The sequence below is a fragment of the Legionella sp. genome (assembly GCF_049790535.1).
GTDB lineage: Bacteria > Pseudomonadota > Gammaproteobacteria > Legionellales > Legionellaceae > Legionella.
This window is the reverse complement of sequence record NZ_JBAQZB010000154.1, coordinates 34,545-55,259: the sequence shown is the minus strand read 5'-3', so window position 1 is coordinate 55,259 and position 20,715 is coordinate 34,545. Positions and strand designations below refer to the sequence as shown.

Here is a 20,715-nt window from a genome sequence, read left to right as displayed (position 1 = left end):
AGGTTTTTATGGCTGATGGTATCGTTGCACAATTAAGTGAATTGATTGATTTTCGGCGCTATGCGCAATCTGTTCATTACCAACCAGAGGGAAAAGCCGTACGTGCTGGCAATCACATTTCGAAAATACGTGGTCGCGGTATGGATTTTGCTGAAGTCAGAAATTATCAGGCTGGAGATGAAATACGTCATATGGAATGGCGCGTTACCGCGCGAACTGGCAGACCCCATGTTAAAATTTATCAAGAAGAAAGAGAGCGCTCTGTAGTCATTCTGGTAGATTTTAATCCTTCTATGATTTTTGGTACTCGCATCGCATTTAAATCTGTGGTTGCAGCACGCTTGGCTGCCATCCTGGCCTGGACAGTAGTAAAACAAGGCGACCGCGTTGGGGGTTTATTGTTCTCATCCATAGAACACAGTGAATTTACGCCTCGTGGCCGTGATGCAGGTGTACTGCCTCTTCTTGCTTCTCTAAGTCACTACACAGCACAAACTCAAGAACATCGAGATGCGCAACCAAGATTGCTTAGTGATCCCTTAATTCGCTTACGCAGAGTAATCAAACCAGGCAGTCTTGTTGTGTTAATTAGTGATTTTTATTCCATGGACGCAGACTGCGAAAAACATTTAAATCGCCTACGCGCTCACAATGATATTCTGGTCTACCATATTTGCGACCCAGTTGAATTAGCCCCCCCCAAGCCCCAGCAATACGCCATTACCAATGGGCAACAGGAATTAATTCTAAATACTAATTCACACTCAATAAGATCTGCATATGAGCACTATTGTCAGCAAAAAATCACGCAGCTACATGATCAATGTAAACGGTTGCAGATTCAGTGTGTCCAAACTACTGCCAAGACTGATTTAACACAGTTAGTACGTCACACTTTTCCTCGGAGGTCTCGTGGATAAAACAGATCTTTTAGCACAATTAAAAGATATTCATCTTCCCAATCCGGTAAGCTGGTGGCCTCTTGCTCCTGGTTGGTATGTACTGATTACTCTGGTTTTACTGTTAACATTGTACCTAGTGTGTCGTGCTTACAGACGCTATTATTATGCTTTAGCTAAAAAACAAGCATTAATTTTATTAGCTACTTATCAAAAAAACTATGAAGAAGAACAGGATGTCGCCTTAACCAGTGCACATATTTCAGAACTATTACGTCGAGTTGCTTTGGTTTATTTTCCCAGAAAGCAGGTTGCTAGTCTGCACGGCCAAGCCTGGTTGCAATTTTTAAATCAAACCAGTAAAGGAATTGATTTTAATGCCATACACACAATGCTGTTAGACACTCCCTTTAAAGCAAAGGATATAATTGACCTTAATCCGCTATTCAACAAAGCTCGACTTTGGATTAAGCAAAGGAGAATACCATGTTCGAATTAGTCAATCCTTGGGTTTTATTAGTATTGCCCTTGCCTTTACTTATTTGGTTGCTTTTACCTAAAGCAAAAATAAAATTACCTACTGCATTAAAGATACCTTTTTTTGCCGACATGATCGGCATTACCAGTCAAGAAAAAAATTCTATTACAATTCAATCATCATTAATTATTCCAATATTGGTCTGGATATTATTGATTATTGCTGTTGCAGGCCCACGCTGGATTGGTGAACCCAAACCCATAGAGCATGAAGGGTATAACATCATGTTGGCTTTGGATTTATCCGGCAGTATGGAAATCCCGGACATGATATTGCACGGAAAAGCCGCAAGCCGTTTAATGGTAGTTAAAAACGCTGCAGAACAATTCGTACGTGAGCGCTCAGGAGATAAGATAGGTTTAATTCTATTTGGTAGCCAAGCCTATCTGCAAACTCCTCTAACCTATGATCGACATACTGTCCTATTACGCCTTGAAGATGCAACTGTAGGGCTCGCAGGTCAATCAACATCGATTGGGGATGCCATAGGTTTAGCAGTGAAACGGTTAGATTCTGCGCCACAAAAAGGACGAGTGATTATTTTACTAACAGATGGTGTTAATAATTCAGGAGTTCTTCAACCATTAAAAGCAGCCGAATTGGCTAAAGAAGAAAAAATTAAAATATACACCATTGGTTTAGGTGCTTCAGCAGGTAGAGCAGTAAACAATGGGATATTTATACAAAATGTATTTGCCGATTTGGATGAAGAGACGTTAAAAAAAATCTCTGCTATGACCAAGGGACGCTATTTCCGTGCCACAGATACGGAAACTTTACATTCAATTTATAAAACAATCAATCAATTAGAAACTGTAAACCAAGAATTAAAACCTATTCGGCCTCAAGTAGAATATTATCCATGGTTTGTTGGCTTAGCCTTATTACTCTCTCTTTGCTGGCTTACTGGAAAAGCAAATTTTCCTTTTAGAGCCAACTCTTTGGTACAAAGGAAGTTAAAAACATGATCGCTGATTTTCATTTTTTAAGACCGTCGTGGCTCCTGATGTTGCTGCCACTAGTAGGACTTATTGTGATCTTCTGGCAACAGAAGCCGAAATCACATGCCTGGACAGATGTCTGTGACGCACATTTGTTGGATCATTTACTACAAAAAAAAGGTCAAGGACAACGCATAAGTTTCTTAGCTTGTTTACTTTTAAGCATACTATTTATGATTCTGAGTATTGCTGGTCCTGTATGGTATAAATTACCAGTATCAACCTATAAACCAGTACAACCTAGAGTCATAGTAATGGACATGTCTAATAATATGATGATGAACGATTTAAGCCCCAATCGTTTAACTCGCGCCAAATTCAAATTACGTGACTTATTTGCGCATAAAAATATGGGGCAATTTGGTCTCATAGCATTCACTGGAGAGCCCTTCATTGTTTCCCCACTTACCGATGATGGACAAACTATTTCATCCTTATTGTCATCCTTAACCCCAGACATTATTCCTGTAACGGGACAAAATCTGAACAGCGCGTTGAACGAAGCACATCAGTTAATAAAACAAGCGGGTTATCAACGAGGAGAAATTTTAGTATTAACTGCAGACTCCCCTTCTTCTGAGGCTATTGCTCTAGCAAAAAAACTAGCTCAATCAGGCATTTTCTCATCAATCATGCCCATTACAACGAATAAAAACTTAAATCCACAGTATCAACATTTTGCGGATGCTGGCAAAGGACTATTATTAAAATACTCTGCTGACAACAATGATTTGGATCAGTGGCTTGCTGCTAGCGCTAACAAACAATTTGCACTCAGTGAAGATGAAGATATTCCTTTATGGCGTGATGAGGGACGCTGGTTTTTAATACCTGCCCTGCTATTACTCTTACCTGTATTTCAACGTAATGGGTTGCTAAGGATTGTCATATGATGCGTTATTTGGTTATTTCCTTTATTTCATTTCTGTCTTTACCTACTTATGCCATTCAATGGCAAGATTTATGGTCCACACCGGATCAACAAGGCCAGAATTTGATGACACAAAGCAAATTTAAAGAAGCTAAAGAAACTTTTAGCCGCCAAGATTGGGCGGCAGCAGCGGCGTATCGTGCTGGCGATTATCAAAAAGCGGCTGAACTTTATCATGATTTAAAAAATGAACAAGGTTATTATAACGAAGGAAATGCCTTAGCTCATAAGAAACAATATGAGGCAGCAATCAATGCCTATGATAAAGCATTGGCAATTAATGCAACAAATGAGGATGCCATTTATAATCGTAAACTCGTTGAAGAGCTTTTAAAAAACAACAAAGAACAACAAAACAAAGAACAACAAGATAAAGAACAACAAGACAAAGAACAACAAGATAAAGAACAACAAGACAAAGAACAACAAGATAAAGAACAACACGACAAAGAACAACAAGACAAAGAACAACAAGACAAAGAACAACAAGATAAAGAGCAACAGGACAAAGAACAACAAGACAAAGAACAACAAGACAAAGAGCAACAAAATAAAGAACAACAAGACAAAGAGCAACAAGATAAAGAACAACAAGACAAAGAACAAGAGAGTAAAACTCAGAAAGAGGCCGAAGCCGAACGTGAAAAGAAACAAGCAAAAGAACAATGGTTACGATTAATTCCAGATGATCCAGGCGGATTAATGAAGCAGAAATTTTTACGTGATCATTTAAGAAGACAAAATGGATGGTATCAATGAACAAGTTACTAATAATAGGATTATGTTGTTTATTCAGTTTCGTTGCTAAAGCTGAAGTGCAGTCTCAAGTGAACACCTCACAAGTAAGTCTGGATGAAACATTTAACTTATCGCTAACTCAAAACAATCTACCGAATGGCGGTAGTAGCACTCCTGATCTGACTCCTTTATATAAAGACTTTCTTATTTTAGGCTCAGCGCGCAGTATTAGTTATTCCGTCATCAATGGACAAACCCAATCATCCTCTACCTGGACTATTACCCTAAAAGCACAAAATATAGGAACATTAACCATCCCGACAATACAAATAGGCACTGAACAAACTTCACCTTTAACCATTACAGTAACACCCATTGATCCTGCGCATAATGCATCAGATACAACAAAGCAACAGCAAGATGTTCTTTTAACCACTGAAGTAAGTGAAAAGAAACCTTATGTAAATCAACAGATTACTTATAAGGTAGCTTTATATAATGCACAACAATTATTAAATGCCAACTATCAAGCACCCAAAATAGAAAATGGTTTGTTAATTTCTTTGGGGAGAGAAAAACACTATCAAACACAAAAAAATAATAGACAATACCTTGTTGAAGAACAAAATTACGCCATTTTTCCTCAAAAAAGCGGACCTTTAAAAATTACATCACCAGTTTTTACCGGCCTGCTCTATAGCACTGCACCAAAAAAAATCACTGCAGAAAATAAACCCATTACCCTTGACGTTCAACCCATCCCTCAACACTATACAGGCAAAGAATGGTTACCAGCAAAACAAGTCAAATTAACTGAGCAATATGAAAATGTTGCACAAACATTAAACCAGGGAACTACCTTGGTGCGTACAGTAAAGCTTGAAGGCGTAGGTATTCCTGCTCAACTGTTGCCTATAATTGATTTTGCTGCAACAGATGCATTTAACGTTTATCCAGAAAAAGGCATAGAAAAAAATCAAATTTTAGGCGATGAATTAGTCAGCACTACTGAAATTAAAGTCACCTACTTATTCAATAAAAACGGAACCATCACTATTCCAGAATTAAAACTTCCCTGGTTTAATACAGAAACGGGTAAAGAAGAAATTGCAACACTAGCCCCTAGAAGTATAGAGGTTACTCCATCCACTATCGCGCCAACAGAATCCAATACAAATCAACCAGCGGATATAAAAGCACCGAAGGAAGATTTGTTAACAACTGTATCAGAATCACCACCGCAAATTCAAAACTATTGGGCATGGCTTATTGCAGGAATTTTTGCTTTGGCATGGCTAATTACTTTAAGCTTATGGGGATGGCAAAAACGTACTAGAAATACAAAAAAAGGGGCTTATAAAAAAGTTTTAAGCGAACTCCACAGCGCATGCATGCAGGCTGATCCCCAACGTGCACGTGACGCCTTATTAAAATGGGGTAGTTTGTATTGGCCTGAAGCGCCTATGCTAAACCTGAACGATTTCACTCACCTAGTCACCGATGTCCAATTAAAAAAACAGACACAAGCTCTTTCTCAAGCTTTGTATCAAGAAAAAAAAATAAGCTTATGGCGTGGCGATGAATTATGGCGTAGTATCCAGGGAATAAAACCTGCCAATCACAACCAACCCCCTAAAGCGAATGTTTTACCACCCATTCATCCTTTTTAATTCCAATTTTACTGCTTGGGACAATTGTAAAAAAAGTGTATAATTACTCGTTTTGTTAAGCAGTTAAATAATCCGATTATGAATCTTGAACAATTATATGATGTTATCGTCGTAGGTGGTGGTCATGCAGGTACAGAAGCTGCTCTTGCTGCAGCACGTATGGGTGCACAAACTTTATTATTGACGCACAATATGGATTTACTAGGACAAATGTCCTGTAATCCAGCCATTGGCGGGATCGGTAAAGGCCATTTGGTTAAAGAAATTGATGCCTTAGATGGGGCGATGGCGAAAGCTGCAGACCGAGCAGGAATTCAATTTCGTACGCTTAATGGATCCAAAGGCCCTGCTGTTCGTGCTACTCGTGCACAAGCTGACCGAGTACTTTATCGTCAAGCTATTAGAGAGCAATTACAATCACAGCCTAATTTGACTTTATTTCAACAGGCAGTGGATAACTTAGTAATCGAAGGCACTCGTGTCACTGGTGTAATTACCCAAATGGGCTATACCTTACGCGCGCGCGCTGTAGTACTGACCGTAGGTACCTTTTTAGGTGGAAAAATTCATGTGGGCATGAGTCAATATGCAGGCGGACGCGCTGGCGATCCCCCGGCGATTGCATTGGCAAAAAGCTTACGCGATCTCGATTTGCCTGTCGGCCGTCTAAAAACAGGTACGCCACCACGTATTGACAGACGCTCTCTGGATTACAGTCAAATGTTAGAACAACCAGGTGATGTTCCATTACCGATATTTTCTTACATAGGTAGTCATAGCGATCATCCGCAACAAATTTCTTGCCATATCACTCACACCACAGAAGCTACGCATGAGATTATTCGTAATAATCTGCATCAATCGCCGATGTATGCAGGAGTTATTGAAGGAGTAGGACCACGTTATTGCCCATCCATAGAGGATAAAGTTGTCCGCTTCGCTGATAAATTATCACATCAAATTTTTGTTGAACCTGAAGGCTTAACTACAGAGGAAATTTATCCAAATGGCATCTCCACAAGCCTGCCCTTTGATGTACAAGTACAATTCGTACGGACCATTAAAGGCTTTAAAAATGCTCATATTACACGCCCAGGTTATGCTATAGAATATGATTATTTTGATCCACGTGGACTCACTTCGTTCTTACAAACCAAACCAATTGCCAATTTATTCTTTGCAGGACAAATTAATGGTACCACAGGCTATGAAGAAGCTGCTGCCCAGGGAATCATTGCAGGGATGAACGCTGCTTTATACGTTCAGGAAAAAGAATTGTGGTGTCCACGACGTGATGAAGCCTATATTGGCGTACTAATTGATGATTTAATTACTTGCGGTACACAAGAACCATATCGTATGTTTACTTCACGAGCTGAATACCGTTTGTTATTACGGGAAGACAATGCAGATTTACGGTTAACTGCAAAAGGACGAGCATTAGGTATGGTAGGTGAAGCACGTTGGCAACAGTTTTCTGCCAAGCGTGAAGCAATAGAAGCCACTCAAACATTATTGCATAATTCTTGGGTACGTATAGGCCATAATGAGGCATTGAAAGATATTCTGCTTAACCCCATGCAACATGATAATCGCGCCTCAGAATTTATAAAACGTCCAGAAATTAACTACCAGCATTTATTAAAACTAAAGGATCTGAACTTACCTGAAATACCTCCAGAAGTAAGCGAACAAATAGAAATTCAAAATAAATATGCTGGTTATATAGACAGACAACAACAAGACATTGAAAAAATGCGCAAGCAGGAACAGACGGCATTGCCTAAATCGCTTAACTACAGTGAAGTGATAGGATTATCTACAGAAGTAATTCAAAAACTGTCGAGGATAAAACCAACATCACTGGCACAAGCAGGCCGTATTTCAGGAGTAACTCCTGCAGCTTTATCCTTACTTTTAATCCATTTGAAAAAACAACGGCTTGAAGCATGAGCGAGCATTTCACTATATTGCAAAATGATGAGAGAAAAGAGTTAAAACTACTGCTTGAACAAGGATTGCTGCAATTTAACTTAAGCTCATTTAGTTCCTTATTATTAGATTATTTATTTTTACTGAAAAAATGGAATGTAGCTTATAATCTGACCGCCGTCCGCGATCCTGAGTCCATGGTGAGTAAGCATATATTAGACAGTTTGGCTATTTTACCTTGGGTTAGTGGTGAGCGAATAATCGATGTAGGAACTGGTGCTGGTTTGCCAGGTATTCCTCTTGCGATTGCTAAACCAGAAACACATTTTGTTTTATTAGACGCTAATGGAAAAAAAACACGTTTTCTTAATGAGGTAAAGCGGCAATTGAGCTTGAAAAATCTTGAAATTGTACATTTTAGAGTCGAGAACTACCACCCGGTTCAAGGTTTTGATACAGTGATAAGTCGAGCATTTAGTAGCCTTTCACAAATGATTCAGTGGACAAAGCATCTTGTTGCCAAAGATGGAAAATGGTTGGCAATGAAAGGTCGTTATCCTGCTGCCGAACTGCATGAAATAATGCAAAACTGCAAAGTGGAACATTATACTGTTAAAGGTGTTGATGGTGAACGTTGCTGCGTGCTGATAGAAAACACTCAACCAAGGAATTAATCATGACGAAAGTCATAGCCATTGCCAATCAAAAAGGTGGGGTAGGTAAAACGACTACGGCTATTAATTTAGCTGCATCCCTCGCTACAAATCACCAAAACATCTTGTTGATCGATTTAGATCCCCAGGGAAATGCAACTATGGGTAGTGGTATTGATAAAAACCAACTAGTTCATACTACTAATGATGTGTTATTACACGACTGTCTGGCAGAACAAGCCTGTTTAACTACAACTTATGGTTATGATTTAATTCCTGGCAATGATGACTTAACGGTTGCTGAAGTAAGTCTCATGGAGCGTAATCATCGTGAAACTTTTTTATATAAAGCATTACAACCCTTGCAAAGTCGCTATGATTATATTCTTATTGACTGCCCTCCTGCATTAAATACATTAACCATTAATGCGTTTGTAGCAGCCGATTCGGTACTCATTCCCATGCAATGCGAATATTATGCATTAGAAGGTTTAGCCGCACTCCTGTCCACTATTGAGCAAGTTAAAGCATCGGTAAATTCTCGTCTACATCTTGAGGGCGTACTGCGCACTATGTATGATGGACGTAATCGACTGTGCTCTGATGTATCAAAACAATTAATTGAACACTTCCCTACTAAAGTTTATAGAACAGTGGTTCCACGCAATGTTAGACTAGCAGAAGCACCTAGTCATGGTATGCCGGCAATCCACTATGATAAGTCATCAGCTGGGGCGGCTGCCTATATGGTACTTGCTGCCGAGTTGATTAATAAACAGACTGTAGTAGGTTAAAGGGAGTAATTTATGACAGTAAAACGCAGTGGTTTAGGACGTAATTTATCCGCCTTATTGGGTGAATCTGCTACTATTCTTTTAAATGAAAAACCAGCAATGGAGAATCTTAAACTTGCAGTGGACTGTTTGCAACCTGGCAAATATCAGCCACGCAGTGAAATGGAACAAACCCCCCTAGTCGAATTAGCAGAATCCATAAAAAAGCAAGGACTGTTACAACCGCTTCTGGTTCGGGAGCTTAGCGATGGTCGTTATGAAATTATTGCCGGCGAACGCCGTTGGCGCGCCAGCCAACTTGCTGGACTAACTGAAATACCTGTTATTTTAAAACAAGTTGATGATGAAACTGCCATAGCCATGGCCTTAGTCGAAAATTTACAACGTGAAGATTTAAATGCCATGGATCAAGCACGTGCCATGTATCGACTCACAAGTGAATTTTCCTTAACACATCAGCAAGTTGCCGATCTTTTATGTAAATCACGTACTGCAGTAAGCAATTATTTGCGTTTGCTGACATTATCAACAGCCGTAAAAAAACTGCTGGAACATGGCGACATCGATATGGGACATGCACGTGCCTTGCTGATGCTTGAAGAAGAACAGCAAAACCAGGTAGCACAATTAATTGTTACTAAAAATTTATCTGTTCGTGAAACCGAGAAATTGGTAGAACGTATTAAAGCAAGTAAGAGCACTGAAGAATTAGATGTTGTGTCACTTGATCTACACTACCAAGAACAAATAAATAATTTAGCACGACTGCTGCGCACTGCGATTAAATTAAAACCTGGAAAATCTGGCAAAGGATCTTTAGTTATTCATTATGATAGTACCAACAGTTTGCAAAAAATTATTGAACAACTGATGAATTAAAATAATGTTTGGCTTAGATATAATGCTCTGCCCTCAATTGCTGCCTGTGAGGACGTGAATAGGGACAAAAGATAGAGTCTTTTACTAAACATCCTCACAATACACAATGCACCCTTTTGTGGTTATGCTGTACTATTAGCTATTGATGGATATCCTTTACATGGATTTATTTGAACCTATAATTTTTCTCCTGCTGCTAGCAGTTCTTTCTGTGCCGATTGCCAATCGTTTTCACTTACCATTTGAAATTTTTCTAGTTGCGGTGAGCGCCATTATTAGTTTTATGCCTTGGATACCACATATTCAAATAAATCCTGATATGGTGTTTAAACTTTTTTTACCTCCTATCTTGTTTTCAACTGCTTATTTTATTTCATGGCAAGATTTTAAATTTAATTTAAGACCAATTACACTCAATGCTTTTGGATTAGTTATAATAACTACAGTTGCCGTGGCCCTACTAATTAAAGCCATTTTTTCAGAAATATCCTGGGCAGAAGGTTTTTTACTTGGCGCTATTTTATTGCCAACTGATGCTACCGCAGCCATAACAATTGTAAAGAAGTTACATTCCCATAGACGAATACTTTCAATTTTAGAGGGCGAAAGTTTAATTAATGATGCAACAGCTTTGTTGTTATTTCGCTTTAGTATAGCGGCAATTGTGTCAGGTACTTTTTCCATGTCTCATATGGCCAGTGACTTTTGCACGATCCTTATTGGTGGAGCAATCACTGGTTTAGCTACTGGTTTTATAGCCCTCTGTTTACTCCAATACATCAATAATGTCTTAGCTGAAACAACTTTTACCTTTATTACTGCATTCATAAGCTATCTGATAGCCGATCAATTTGGATTTTCTAGGGTCATCTCTACTGTGTTTTGTGGTGTTATGATTGGTAGATTACTACCAGGATTCGCCTCTGCACAACTGATGTTTTTATCAAGAGCTAGTTGGAGCATCTTCTTATTTATTATTAATTGTTTTGTTTTTATATTAATTGGTCTTGAATTACCTTCCGTGATTAAATCGTTGTCTTATCCGCTAACTTATTTAATTTTTTATAGTGCCGTAGTCCTCTTGGCTATTATAGGAATTCGTATCGTTTGGATTTTTGGTGTGGCTTATATAGCCCGCAAATTAATTCCATCGATCATAAAAAAAGATCCTATGCCAAACTGGCAATTGATATTTGTGGTAGGCTGGTCCGGCATGAGAGGAGTTGTTTCATTAGCCGCAGCATTAGCGATTCCAATTCAATTAGCCCCAGGAATACCGTGGCAACATTAATAATTCCAGCCTTAACATTACCTGTATTAATCAAAAAATTTCAATTAAAAGAAGATCCTAAGATACGCATGCAAGAAGAAGCACAAGCCCGTATTCGCACTTATGAAGCAGCATTAGAAAGAATTGCTGAATTAACAAAATGTGTACATGTTTCGGATGAGGTACTATTAGAATTTCAAAAACCAATTCACCGTCGACTTTCTATGATCAAAACTCAGCTTTGTAAATTCCCTCATTCAACTATAAATGAAGATTATCAAAACTTAAAAAAATTAACCTTAACCGCTATAGCGACTGAAAAACAGACTTTATTGCATATGCGCAAAGCGGGGCAAATTCATGATGAAGTATTCCATCTTCTCAATGAAGAATTAAGTTTAGAAGAAATACGGACGCGAAATTTGAGAATGTAACCAAATATAAATAAACACAACTATTCTAGAATGCCAACTAGTTTAATGAATAGGAAACAAAATTATCTTAAAATATAAAACTAGTATAGAGTAGCTAATATAAAATATTGCTTTATACCCGCATTCGTGTTAAAGATTTTCTTGTACAATGTTGCTCAAAACTTACATGAACTATGATTCAGTAAATTTATTATACTAAGGAAGGAACTATGAGAAAATTTATTATGTTAAGTACTGCACTTTTTACGTCAACTATCTCCAATGTAGGTAGTACTGCTAGTGGACCGACTCAATTAACTGGAGGTTCAGTTAGTCAACAAATTGTACAATTAAATACTCAACTGCAAGCCCAATTGAAACAAATGCACGATCAACAACAACAGCAAATAATTACTCTGAATACCCAACTGCAGGCTCAAATGAAACAAATGCACGCTCAAATTCAAAAAATTTATACTGAAAATCAAAATCAAATGAAGCAAATGCAAGCACAAATTAAGCAAGTTCAACAACAAGCATTTCAGATTAAAAAGTAGGTTTTTTTAGCACGATTGAAATGTTAAGTGAGGCTATAAAAAAGCCTCATGCAAAGTTCCTATTTAGTTCGTACTAATTGCAAGATGTAGAACTTTTTTATAGCCAATATACAAAAATGAATAGAAACAACCATACCACATCCACAAAGTGCCAATACCAAGCAACGCCTTCAAAAGCAAAATGACGTTCTGGGGTAAAATGACCTCGCTTGCAGCGAACTAAAATCACAATGAGCATGATGGTTCCCAAAGTCACGTGCAAGCCATGAAAACCTGTCAACATAAAAAAAGTTGTTCCATAAATCCCAGCAGACAACGTCAAATTCATTTCTGTGTATGCTTCATGATATTCATAAGCTTGGCAAATTAAGAACAAAATACCTAAAGCTATAGTTAACGACATACCAATTAGTAATTGAGAACGCTTATTTAACTTTAAAGCCCAATGTGCCCAAGTGATTGTAACCCCTGATGTTAATAAAATTAATGTATTGATTGCAGCTAAACCCCATGCCCCCATTGCTTCGTGTGCCCCAGCAAAAACTTGGTTGTTGGGGTTTACTAATACAGGCCAGGTTGCTTTAAAATCTGACCATAAAGTAAAATGAGTCATTGGATGTACTTCGCCGCCTAAAAGTGGCACCACCCACAATCGTGCATAAAACAGAGCACCAAAGAATGCGCCGAAAAAACATACTTCTGAAAAAATAAACCAGCACATACCCCAACGAAAAGATCGATCAACTTGAAGATCATAAAGCCCTTTACCATTTTCATAGATGACTTGACCAAACCAGCCAAACATCATAAAAATAATAATCGCAAGACCCATGCTAAAAAGGTAAGGTCCATACCAATCATGATGAAGCCAGGACGCTGCCCCTACCAAGAACGTGGTTAATCCACATGATCCAACCAAAGGCCAGTGACTGGGCTTGGGGATGTAATAAGTACCATGTGCTCCCATTGTATTTTAGTCTCCTGTATCAATAATTCATTTAAGCTCTTCAATTAAAAAATCTCCTTTTTTGATGACAGCCCAATGCTAGATGAAAGTAAAATTACCCTCGCCTACAGGCATTTCTCATCAAAAGAGCAAGGAGCTAATTACGCTAACTACGGCCTGTCACATCAAACAAGGTATAGGACAATGTAACCGTATTCACATTTTCCGGTAATTCAGTATCCAAATGAAATAACAAGGGCATATTCATTGCTTCACGCCCATTTAATGTTTGCTGAGTAAAACAAAAACATTCTGTTTTTTTTAGATATTTAGCTGCAATGCCAGGTGTAACGCTGGGTATTGCTTGGACCGTCATTGGATAATCAGTCTTGTTTTCAGCATAAAATTCTAATTTAACTATTTCTCCAGGATGCACTTTGATTTTATGTATTTTTGGATAAAATGCCCAAGGCACGCCGCCGTTATTCGTTGCAACAAACTCAACTAAAACTTCGCGGTCTTGGACAATCTTAGCCGTTTTCGTATCGTAGGCTACCGCTTCTTTGCTTGTTTTACCATTAATCCCTAAGGTTTGGCATAAACTGTTATAAATAGGAACTAAAGCAAAACCAAATGCAAACATTCCTAATACAATACCCGTTAAGAGAACAAGCAACCTACCATGATTTCTCTCATTATTCATACAACATTACCCATCGACTTACAAATTTAATTCGGGTGGCGTGGTAAATGTATGATACGGTGGTGGAGAAGGTAAGGTCCACTCTAAACCTTGAGCACCCTCCCATACCCTTGAAGTAACCAGATCGTTCTTAGTTCTTCTTTTTCTTATGGTAGCAATCACATTATATAAAAACAGTAATTGTGAGAAACCAAAAATAAAAGCGCCTACAGTGGATATCATATTAAAATTAGTAAACTGTAATGCATAATCAGGAATCCTTCGCGGCATACCAGCCAAACCTAAAAAGTGCATAGGAAAGAATGCCAGATTCACTGAAAATACTGAGAGCCAAAAATGCCATTTACCTAAACATTCATTATACATGTGTCCGGTCCACTTAGGCAGCCAGTAGTAAGTAGCTGCTACCAGGGAAAAGATTGCACCAGGAACTAAAACATAATGGAAGTGCGCCACGACGAAATAACTGTCTTGATACTGAAAATCAGCGGGAACCAAAGCCAACATCAAACCAGTAAATCCACCAATAGTAAATAAAAAAACAAAAGCTAAAGCAAATAGCATAGGTGTTTCAAAGGTCATTGATCCTCGAAACATGGTACTTACCCAGTTAAATACTTTAATTCCTGTCGGCACCGCAATTAACATGGTGGTGTACATGAAAAACAGTTCAGCACCTAAAGGTACTCCTGTAGTAAACATGTGATGTACCCAGACAATAAATGACAATAACGCAATACTCACAGTGGCATACACCATGAAGTGATAACCAAATAAAGGCTTACGGCTAAATGTAGGGATAATTTCTGAAATAACACCAAATGCAGGTAATATCAAAACATAAACCTCGGGATGTCCAAAGAACCAAAATATATGTTGAAATAATATAGGATCACCGCCCCCTGCTGCACTAAAGAAACTGGTGCCAAAATGACGATCAGCCAACATCATGGTCACTGCCCCAGCTAGAACAGGCATAATTGCTATAAGTAAGAAAGCGGTAATTAGCCAGGTCCAAACAAACATTGGCATTTTCATTAACGTCATGCCCGGAGCTCGTAAGTTCAATATGGTTGCAATAATATTAATCGAACCCATAATGGAGGAAAGACCCATCATATGTATCGAAAAAATCATGAAATCGGTACTGGGTGGCGCATATTTGGTTGATAAAGGTGCATACATAGTCCAACCAAAATTAGGCCCGCCGCCTGCATGAAACATAGTTGAAAACAGCAAGGTAAAGGCAAATGGTAAAATCCAAAAACTCCAGTTATTAAGCCGAGGTAAAGCCATATCGGGCGCACCGATCATCATAGGAATTTGCCAATTAGCCATTCCTGTAAATGCTGGCATTACCACACCAAATAACATTACCAAACCATGCAAGGTAGTCAGTTGATTAAAAAAGTTAGGATCAACTAGGCGATGTCCTGGCTGAAATAACTCTGCTCGAATAATCAATGCCATCCCACCAGCCACGAAGAAACTGATCATTGCCAACCAGAGATAAAGAGTACCAATATCTTTATGGTTGGTAGTAAATAGCCAGCGCTTTACAAATCCCAAAATACCTTTGCCTTGTTCAGGCCCATGATCATCATGATCATCGTCATGTGTTATTGCATAACTCATTGAAAACCTCCAGCTTTAGCTTTATTAACCATGGTTGGTTGTTTGTTCGCATTTTGTCGCTCTGCAGCCACTTCTGCAGGTTGAATCATATCGTTTGTGTTATTTGCCCAAGCATTACGCTCATAAGTAGCAATTGCTGCAACCTCTTCATCGCTAAGCTGATCCTTATACGGCTGCATCGCCGAGCCCGGGATACCATCTAAGATGATGTCTATATGACGAGAAATGGGCGTACCTACTGCTACAGAACTCCCTTTAAGCGCCGGATACATTGGTGGTAACCCTTTACCATTTGCTCGATGACAGGCGGCACACAATTGCTCGTATTTATGTTGTCCCAAAATCATCAGTTCATCACGTTGCATTATTTTTTGTGTAGCGGGTTGTATTTCTTCATTGGCGTATTGATCCTGTTTCAAGGTTTGCGAAGCAACCCATTTATCAAAGTCTGCCGGACTTACGGCTTCCACAACAATTGGCATAAACCCATGGTTAATCCCACAAAGCTCTGCACATTGCCCCCTGTAAATACCAGGCTTTTGAATAATTGCCCAAGCTTCATACATAAATCCAGGAATTGCATCACGTTTAATGCCTAATTCAGGAACCCACCAGGAATGAATTACATCATTTGAAGTAACCAGAAAACGAATCTTTTTATTAATGGGTAAAACAAGTGGTTTATCAACTTCTAATAAATACCATTCATTCTTTGGTTGTGTATTTTGGATTTGCGCTAAGGGAGTAGATAAAGTACTAAAATAAGAAATCCCTTGATCTAAGTACTCATAACGCCATCGCCATTGATAACCTACTACTTTAACCGTTACATCAGACTCTTTCGTATTATCCATACGAATTAAAACGCGTGTAGCAGGTATAGCAAGACCTACTAAAATTAAGAATGGAATAATTGACCAGATAAGCTCTAGACGAGGATTATCATGAAACGATGCTGCTTTGTATCCTTTAGATTTTCGATGATGAATCAGAGAATAAATCATTACTCCAAATACTACGACGCCAATAATGGCGCAAACTACCATACAAACCATATGTAGATAATATATATCTTGACTTATGGGTGTTACCCCCTCAAACATATTTAACTGCCAATTATCCGCAGCAGCAAATACTGGCTGGCCTGCGATTAATAATGCAAGAAGTGTTATTAATTTATAGAGTGTTAACCTGTTTAACATCCCAATTCCTCATTTTGTCATAAAGCCAGGAAGCCTGGCGGTCGATAAATTGTACTTATCGGTACTCTGCGACTATTAACCGCACAAACCGTCTGGATTCTGTATGTTTACCACAATGAATAATTACCTTCAGTTTTAGATTGGCTGACCATATACTTAATTGCTTTGATTATTTCATTACTAGTACATTGTTCACAGCCACCATTTTTAGGGTGGTTTTTCCCATGAATTGTATTTTCAATCAACACATCCATATTTTTAGCGATTAATGGCTTCCACGCTTCTTTATCACCAATTTTTGGAGCACCCGATTTGCCTTCATTATGACAAACGGCACAATTTTCATTGTAAACATCAACCCCATTAGTAGGGAATTTAGTAGCCCCACCCGACTTAAGATCAGTCAATTCTGTACGAGTTAATGACTCATTGAGAATATAATCCACAGCAGAAATCACATCGTTGTCAGAGCAAGTGACACAAGCTCCTTTGACTGGCATCGAGTTGTATCCATGAATTGCACGACGGTACAAACCTGTTAAACCGCTAGTTTTCAGGCGAGAATACCAATTTACCGCATCACCAATAAGCGGTGCACTCATTTGACCATCTTGATGGCAAATCACACACGCAGTATAATAAACTTTTTTTCCACGTGAGAGCGAAGGGGCTGCATTAGATGCTGGTAGTCCTAATGGCTCTTTACTCTCTACCGTTTTTAGGTAAGTAGCCACGGCCATTGTATCAGCATCTGTCAAATACTTCATACTGTTATGATTTACTTCTGCCATTGGACCCGAAACAGGACCGGCATTGTTAATTAACTGATTTTTTCTGAATACATCAGCAACTTGCTCCGTGCTCGCTGACTCTAATCCGTATTTAGTAATATTAGGAGCCCAGTAACCATCAATAAAACCACCGGTTAGGTAATAGGTATTCTTTGGTGCACCAAACACATTTAATGGTGTATGACACATGCTGCAGTGGCCTAAGCCATCAACAATATATTTACCACGGTTCCACTCAGGAGTTTGGTTTTTATCATATTGAATTTCACGATTTTCAGGAAAGAAAAATAATAAATTCCATCCCCAAAGGCTAAGGCGAGCGCCAGGAACATTAAAAGGAAAAGGTAAGGGTTTATTCTCTTGGCGTATAGGTGGTAAATTCATGAAATAGGTATACAAAGCACGAGCATCATCATCAGTAATTTTAGAAAAATAGTAGTATGGGAATACTGGAAAATAATTTCTACCCTTAGGATCACGACCTTCTTTCAGCGCACGAATAAAATCTTGCTCAGTCCAGGTTCCGATGCCAGTTTCTTTATCAGGGGTTATGTTAGGACTATAAAAGGTTCCAAAAGGAGTTTCTATTGGCAATCCGCCAGCATAGGCGGGTGTTCCACCGCGAACGTCAGTATGGCAGGAAATACAGTCTCCCATTTTAGCCAGGTATTCCCCTCGTTGAATCAATGCTTGTTGCGCACCCTCAGCGGGAGTAGTAGGTGGATAAGCCGGATAATATCCATCTATAAGCGGTAATTTCTGTTGTGTAGGGATAGTTTCAGCATACAACAATTGACCCATTATGCTTAACACCATCAACGTTGCAGCAACAATCAGCTTTCTTAGTAACAAAGAGCCCACGCTCCCTCCTATTTTGTTCTTATTTTGCACGCTTCTCTTGCGAAGACAGAATAACCGAGGCATTTTATACTCTACAACGACCAAGTTGCAACGTTATAATTGCGATCTTAATCTTAAATTTTACGTTCTGTGCTCTGCTTATTTTAACAGCCAAATAGCAAGGCAACCTGAGTTTTTAAAATTATGTGGGAAGTGAATATAAAACATAGAAAGGGCCAATCAGTGTGTCGCCAATTGACCCAGTGGAATGACACATAGCAAGTCCAACCTCGCAGGGAGAATATCTCATAAGCATTTGGTTGGTGTCAACTTATTTACTACCAACATCATATACTTTCAATAAATACCATTGATAAGTTCCTTTAAAAAATCAGGGAAAACCGGTGCTGCAATTAGCAAAGTCATTGCAGTTAAATGTAGCGGGACAGGGAGCAGCAAGCCCGGGGGCGATAGTGCCCTGGATGATGGTTTGAGACGCATTGCTGCAGCTTGAAAGAATGCCGCCACCTGAACAGGTGCATCTAATATCAGCACCCAGTATACACTGTCCACCTAGCGTCGTGAGCGGTACGGAGGATGGTAACCCAGACGATTTACACCCACTGCATCCAGCCAACTGTGTGCCACCTGCTGAAAGGATTATTAGTAACCCCCATTTATGAGCCATCCATATTTTGTTTAATCTACTAATCACAATCATACTCCTTTGAAATTATTGCTCCTACTGCACCAACAAGTAATTTAAATCCAAGCGTTTATTTATAACATTTAAAACATACTATAATCAGACATTTTTTAGGTATTATAGATAAATGGTATTGTTGCATAAATCAAATTTAAACAACAATGTCTAAAAAAATTGATTAGCCACTCCCCTAGAAGCTACTCATCATTGTTGTTCTTATTCTATTCAGTTACACTTAACCTTTTTATACTATTGAGCCATCATGTTTTACGGTGATACTATTGAGGAAACACGCGGATTGTTCTTTAACAGCTGGGATAAATACCAGCAGAATAAACCATTATTGCCACTGGAAAACGAGATTGTACAAGTCATATTGGCTCACCCTGAGTACCATAATATATTGGAAAATCATAATCAGTTTCAACACCAGACTTATTTTCCTGAATTGGGTGCAACCAATCCATTTTTGCACATGGGACTACATCTTGCGATTAGAGAACAAGTGGCCACAGACCGTCCTGTGGGAATTAATATAGTTTATAAAAAGCTTGTTAAAAAATATGGCGACCTCTTGACCGTCGAACATTTAATGATGGATCAACTGGCAGAATGTTTATGGCGTTCTCAGAAGAATAATTTGCCTCCAGATGAGCATTACTATTTGAATACTTTAGCAAATTTATGAGGTATTTAAGTAACTTTTTAATACGTTGTGGCACTATTAAGTTACTTACGTTTCATGAGACGTAGGTATCGCTTTTATTACAATATGTTGAAGAAGTTACGAATTTAACTGGGTATCTTATCAAAGATCGGTTAGTATGAAGTATTTAATAAGAAAATCAACCTGATTTATGACTGAGCAAGAGAAAACTACTCATTTTGGCTATGCTTCAGTGGCCTGGGATGAGAAAGAAAAAAAAGTCGCTGAAGTTTTTCATTCCGTAGCGAAAAACTATGATGTCATGAATGATCTCCTGTCGCTTGGTATTCATCATTTATGGAAACGCTATGCTATTGAATTGAGCCAGGTGCAATCAGGACAATCAGTTCTTGATTTAGCTGGTGGCAGCGGTGATCTCACTCGATTATTAGCAAAAAAAGTGGGCGACTCAGGGTTCGTTGTTTTGGCCGACATCAATTCCGCTATGCTTAATGTTGGACGCAATAGTTTACTTGATGTAGGCATTTATAAGAACATTAATTTTGTTCAAGGAAATGCTCAATATTTACCGTTTACCGACAATAGTTTTCATTGCATTACCATGGGTTTTGGTCTGCGTAATGTTACCGATAAAGACGAGGCTTTACGTTCCATGTACCGTGTCTGTAAACCTGGAGGCAAATTGCTAATTCTGGAATTCTCTACCCCAACGATTCCTGGCTTAAAACTAATTTATGATTGGTATTCGTTTACTATTTTACCTAAAATGGGCGCATTTTTTGCGCAAGATGAAGCCAGTTATCAATACCTTGCCGAATCCATACGCATGCACCCAGATCAAAATACATTAAAGAAAATGATTGAAGATGCCGGATTTGAAGATTGTCGCTATCATAATCTAAGTGGTGGCATCGTTGCTTTGCACATCGCTTACAAGTATTGAGTCGATT

Annotated in this window: 21 protein-coding genes; 15 read left to right on the top strand and 6 right to left on the bottom strand. The window is 38.7% G+C overall.

Features of this window, described 5'->3' with window-relative positions:
* Positions 1 to 8: 8 nt before the first annotated feature.
* The 13 genes from WA877_RS10700 (at position 9) to WA877_RS10640 (ending at position 12,275) form a co-directional block, all read left to right on the top strand.
* Positions 9 to 920, top strand: coding sequence for a DUF58 domain-containing protein (locus tag WA877_RS10700; RefSeq protein WP_425170905.1), 912 nt, complete (start codon positions 9 to 11; stop codon positions 918 to 920).
* Positions 913 to 1,398 carry a DUF4381 domain-containing protein gene (locus WA877_RS10695; RefSeq protein ID WP_425170904.1) on the top strand — a complete coding sequence of 162 codons (486 nt, stop codon included), beginning with the start codon at positions 913 to 915 and terminating at the stop codon, positions 1,396 to 1,398. Before WA877_RS10700 ends, WA877_RS10695 begins: the two co-directional genes overlap by 8 nt.
* Entirely contained in the window at positions 1,386 to 2,405 is a 1,020-nt protein-coding gene (locus WA877_RS10690; RefSeq protein WP_425170903.1) for a vWA domain-containing protein, read from the top strand. Before WA877_RS10695 ends, WA877_RS10690 begins: the two co-directional genes overlap by 13 nt.
* Positions 2,402 to 3,331: a vWA domain-containing protein gene (locus tag WA877_RS10685; RefSeq protein WP_425170902.1), complete on the top strand. Its 930-nt coding sequence runs from the start codon at positions 2,402 to 2,404 to the stop codon at positions 3,329 to 3,331. The genes WA877_RS10690 and WA877_RS10685 overlap by 4 nt, the downstream gene beginning before the upstream one ends.
* Complete coding sequence (locus WA877_RS10680) at positions 3,328 to 4,128, top strand: tetratricopeptide repeat protein (protein ID WP_425170901.1); 801 nt, start codon at positions 3,328 to 3,330, stop codon at positions 4,126 to 4,128. Before WA877_RS10685 ends, WA877_RS10680 begins: the two co-directional genes overlap by 4 nt.
* Positions 4,125 to 5,777, top strand: a complete 1,653-nt coding sequence (locus tag WA877_RS10675) for a BatD family protein (protein ID WP_425170900.1) — start codon at positions 4,125 to 4,127, stop codon at positions 5,775 to 5,777. The genes WA877_RS10680 and WA877_RS10675 overlap by 4 nt, the downstream gene beginning before the upstream one ends.
* 78 nt (positions 5,778 to 5,855) lie before the next feature.
* A complete protein-coding gene (gene mnmG / locus WA877_RS10670) occupies positions 5,856 to 7,730 on the top strand; it encodes a tRNA uridine-5-carboxymethylaminomethyl(34) synthesis enzyme MnmG (RefSeq protein ID WP_425170899.1) in 1,875 nt (624 codons plus the stop codon).
* The gene (gene rsmG, locus WA877_RS10665) at positions 7,727 to 8,383 is read left to right on the top strand and encodes a 16S rRNA (guanine(527)-N(7))-methyltransferase RsmG (RefSeq protein ID WP_425170898.1); all 657 of its coding nucleotides are present in this window, start codon (positions 7,727 to 7,729) and stop codon (positions 8,381 to 8,383) included. Before mnmG ends, rsmG begins: the two co-directional genes overlap by 4 nt.
* 2 nt (positions 8,384 to 8,385) lie before the next feature.
* Positions 8,386 to 9,156, top strand: coding sequence for a ParA family protein (locus tag WA877_RS10660; RefSeq protein ID WP_425170897.1), 771 nt, complete (start codon positions 8,386 to 8,388; stop codon positions 9,154 to 9,156).
* Positions 9,157 to 9,168: 12 nt separating this feature from the next.
* Positions 9,169 to 10,035: a ParB/RepB/Spo0J family partition protein gene (locus WA877_RS10655; RefSeq protein ID WP_425170896.1), complete on the top strand. Its 867-nt coding sequence runs from the start codon at positions 9,169 to 9,171 to the stop codon at positions 10,033 to 10,035.
* Positions 10,036 to 10,195: 160 nt separating this feature from the next.
* Positions 10,196 to 11,326 (top strand): cation:proton antiporter, encoded by a 1,131-nt coding sequence (locus WA877_RS10650; protein ID WP_425170895.1) that lies wholly within the window; start codon positions 10,196 to 10,198, stop codon positions 11,324 to 11,326.
* Entirely contained in the window at positions 11,314 to 11,739 is a 426-nt protein-coding gene (locus WA877_RS10645) for a hypothetical protein (RefSeq protein ID WP_425170894.1), read from the top strand. The genes WA877_RS10650 and WA877_RS10645 overlap by 13 nt, the downstream gene beginning before the upstream one ends.
* Positions 11,740 to 11,948: 209 nt before the next feature.
* Positions 11,949 to 12,275 carry a hypothetical protein gene (locus WA877_RS10640; RefSeq protein ID WP_425170893.1) on the top strand — a complete coding sequence of 109 codons (327 nt, stop codon included), beginning with the start codon at positions 11,949 to 11,951 and terminating at the stop codon, positions 12,273 to 12,275.
* A gap of 97 nt (positions 12,276 to 12,372) precedes the next feature.
* Here the strand turns inward: WA877_RS10640 and WA877_RS10635 are convergent, their stop codons facing one another.
* From WA877_RS10635 to WA877_RS10610, 6 genes are all read right to left on the bottom strand, one after another.
* A complete protein-coding gene (locus tag WA877_RS10635; protein ID WP_425170892.1) occupies positions 12,373 to 13,242 on the bottom strand; it encodes a cytochrome c oxidase subunit 3 in 870 nt (289 codons plus the stop codon).
* A 145-nt stretch (positions 13,243 to 13,387) separates the two neighbouring features.
* Positions 13,388 to 13,924, bottom strand: coding sequence for a cytochrome c oxidase assembly protein (locus WA877_RS10630; RefSeq protein ID WP_425170891.1), 537 nt, complete (start codon positions 13,922 to 13,924; stop codon positions 13,388 to 13,390).
* 18 nt (positions 13,925 to 13,942) lie between these two features.
* Entirely contained in the window at positions 13,943 to 15,559 is a 1,617-nt protein-coding gene (gene ctaD, locus WA877_RS10625) for a cytochrome c oxidase subunit I (protein ID WP_425170890.1), read from the bottom strand.
* Positions 15,556 to 16,761 carry a cytochrome c oxidase subunit II gene (coxB, locus tag WA877_RS10620; protein ID WP_425170889.1) on the bottom strand — a complete coding sequence of 402 codons (1,206 nt, stop codon included), beginning with the start codon at positions 16,759 to 16,761 and terminating at the stop codon, positions 15,556 to 15,558. The genes ctaD and coxB overlap by 4 nt, the downstream gene beginning before the upstream one ends.
* Positions 16,762 to 16,868: 107 nt before the next feature.
* Positions 16,869 to 18,413 (bottom strand): c-type cytochrome, encoded by a 1,545-nt coding sequence (locus WA877_RS10615; RefSeq protein ID WP_425170888.1) that lies wholly within the window; start codon positions 18,411 to 18,413, stop codon positions 16,869 to 16,871.
* Between the two features lie 370 nt (positions 18,414 to 18,783).
* Complete coding sequence (locus WA877_RS10610; protein WP_425170887.1) at positions 18,784 to 19,107, bottom strand: hypothetical protein; 324 nt, start codon at positions 19,105 to 19,107, stop codon at positions 18,784 to 18,786.
* Positions 19,108 to 19,360: 253 nt separating this feature from the next.
* Between WA877_RS10610 and WA877_RS10605 the strand changes: the two genes are divergently transcribed.
* Together WA877_RS10605 and ubiE are read left to right on the top strand one after the other, a co-directional pair.
* Entirely contained in the window at positions 19,361 to 19,786 is a 426-nt protein-coding gene (locus WA877_RS10605; RefSeq protein WP_425170886.1) for a DUF1841 family protein, read from the top strand.
* 169 nt (positions 19,787 to 19,955) lie between these two features.
* On the top strand, positions 19,956 to 20,708 hold the full coding sequence (gene ubiE, locus WA877_RS10600; protein WP_425170885.1) for a bifunctional demethylmenaquinone methyltransferase/2-methoxy-6-polyprenyl-1,4-benzoquinol methylase UbiE: 753 nt from the start codon (positions 19,956 to 19,958) through the stop codon (positions 20,706 to 20,708).
* The last annotated feature ends 7 nt before the right edge of the window (positions 20,709 to 20,715 follow it).